Here is a 2584-nt window from a genome sequence, read left to right as displayed (position 1 = left end):
TGAATGACGCCATTGGCAGCTTGTGAGCCAAAAAGAGAGGCTCCTGCCGCCCCTTTCAGGACTTCGACCTTTTCGATATCTTCTGGATTGATATCGGCGAGACTGGAGCCATTCAGGTAAATTCCATCCAACAAGATCAATGGCTGCTGCCCGTTGGCGATGGAATTGGCAGAACGCAGTTGTAAATAGGCCCTTGGCCAGGTTGTCGCCCCAGCTGGCTAACACGCAAGCCCGCAACTTTTCCTGTAAACTTGGCCTAGGTAGGAAGGGGGTACAGGATGAAAAGCATCATCATTGCAAACAAATCTACACTAAAGCATAACCCCTTCGGCGTTTGCCCATCGGCCGTTCCGGTGAGGACAACTTTCAGCCACCTCGATTTCTTGATTGTCCAACTTTCGCTTCATGGAAAGATTGAATTCTTTTCTACGGCCAACGTCTACCTCGATGGTTTTCATGACCTAACCAGCGAAAAGATAAGGATCGCATTCCGACGAGCATAAAAGATATTAGGCGTGGGACATTAATTTCAAAAAAGCCTTGTGTGTCGGAGGATGTTTTTCGGGGAGTACCTTGCAATTCGATTTGCACATTTGGGAGTGGATCTCCCGTCTCAGCAGATGAAATCAGCCCCCGGACAGTAATATCTTGTCCCATCAGACCATCCCAGACAGCAGAGCAATAAGCATAGTAACTCTGTACGGTTCGTTTCATAATTTAGGTTTAGAGACTACGGGTTATGGTCGCGCGATAAAAACCACACGCTAACTGTTATAGGGCAATAGGGATGAAAGTTGCTTTCGGCATCACTAGTGGAACCCCACTAGCCTTATGCTCGAAGCTCGGTTGGAGAATATTAACTAACTACAAGCGGAACCGACGTCCTTTTCTAAGTGCTTTTCTCAGGGCGGGAGGTAAAGAAGACCTTGGATCATTCTATTCTATGCAGATCCAAGGTCTTCTGGTTTTTGGAAAGCCATCCAGGCTTTATTCAATTACATTCAGTTCAACAGCTTCATTCTGTGAGGAGGATAGGCACCCCAATTACTGGACTCTTTCTGGACAGTAACAGATACTTGCCCGTATGATATTTCCGTCATTTCAAGCTCAAAGTCAGGACTAGACTGCCCTTCTTTTCGGCCTGGAGCAATTACCATTGAGATGAGCCCTTTGGTTGAAGTACAGGGTATATTGATATCCTTTGGCTTTAAATCCATACGATATATCTACTATATCTCCACCTGGATGGGTTGCTCTGCCCGAACCACTAGGTCTCGCTTGTACTTACAAGCTTCAAATTTAGTGATGGAGCAGAAGGCGTATCATATAAAGGCTTGCTACCCGTTTTGGCACGGCACCTGGAGCTCGAGAAGCCAATGCTCCTCCACCGCTCCTTCAGGAACAACTTGCACAGAGGTGAAATCCATCGTCAGGTTGTTCTATTGTAGTAGGGTTAACCTCATCGTGATAGGCAATGATATCTTCTACGCCATACAATGGGCCTGTACCCGATACATAGGCTGCTTTTCTTTGTCCATTTCAGTTTTCACTACACTTCATAGTAATTGATCATCCGGATGAAGTTGGGTCAAAAATTCCCGGATCATGGCTCCTTTCTCCTTCCATCACCAATAGTCGCAGTTGTTAGACCTGCCCCTGCCCAAACCGTGTAATCACACCCTTCCTCCTGGCAACAGCGGGATTCAACCAAGCGATGTATAATGGTATGGTAGATCTCGGGCCATCAAATACCAGGTTGAGATCTTGGATGGGTGTACAATTGGGATCCGAAGCAGTCACATTTACCGTATTAAAAGTCTCTTCCATTAGGGTAGCATCAACACTAGATTCATAAGGATCTCTTTCGCCGGCTTGCAATTCTGCATCCGTATATCGTGGAGTCTTCGACTCGTTTCTGCTGGCTGTGGGATCGCTGATCCATTTCTAGCAGCCAGATAGTCTCTATCCTTTGTCCTGGCAACTCAGCCTTGACCCAGAAGGAACTCATAGGCACCTCTTCTTGGTTACATCAGATTTGACATAGGTCTGAACTTGAATGGTATGAATACCACGCTGCATATCCCTTGCATCAAGTGGAAACTCAAAAGGCACAATGGAGCCTGGAATCAACACCACTTTAATCTAAGGTTATATCTCTTATAGCCTGGATGTACATATTTAACCACGCATACGGCATCCATGTCGCCGCAAGGAGAAGTTCTATTTAATTCTACCGTACCTCTGATGATACTTCCTGCACCGTCGCGCTGGCGCTTACTTCACAAGTATCTGGCAATTTTTATACTCCTTCTTCCACGGGTACTTGCGTACTTGGAGCGGAGACCACCGGAGGATTATTAATCAAGCGATCAATCTGGAATGATGACGGCCGTTTGCACAGACTTCACAACGGGGGTAGCACAATTTTGTCCCCAGGCTAGCACTTGTACATCATACATACCGGGACGTAGGAGACACAATGGCTCTGTCCGAACTGCCACTCCCAAAGCATTCTGAGGTTCCCCATCCGCACGTAGCGATTGCCATTGGCCATACTTGGTCTTTACCTCCACTGAAAACCGCC

3 protein-coding genes are annotated in these 2584 nt (G+C 46.8%); all 3 read right to left on the bottom strand.

The window, feature by feature from the left end:
* The coding region (locus tag D5R40_RS43260) for a TonB-dependent receptor plug domain-containing protein (protein ID WP_375339444.1) at window positions 1-179 on the bottom strand (179 nt) is incomplete at its 3' end.
* Window positions 180-426: 247 nt separating this feature from the next.
* Window positions 427-714 (bottom strand): peptidase associated/transthyretin-like domain-containing protein, encoded by a 288-nt coding sequence (locus D5R40_RS32005; protein ID WP_124155813.1) that lies wholly within the window; start codon window positions 712-714, stop codon window positions 427-429.
* Window positions 715-2369: 1655 nt separating this feature from the next.
* The coding region (locus tag D5R40_RS32000; protein WP_161565155.1) for a hypothetical protein at window positions 2370-2584 on the bottom strand (215 nt) is incomplete at its 5' end.

The organism is Okeania hirsuta (assembly GCF_003838195.1).
In the GTDB taxonomy this organism is placed as follows: Bacteria; Cyanobacteriota; Cyanobacteriia; order Cyanobacteriales; family Microcoleaceae; genus Okeania; species Okeania hirsuta.
The sequence above is the reverse complement of the archived record's forward strand: the minus strand, read 5'-3'. Positions and strand labels throughout refer to the sequence as shown.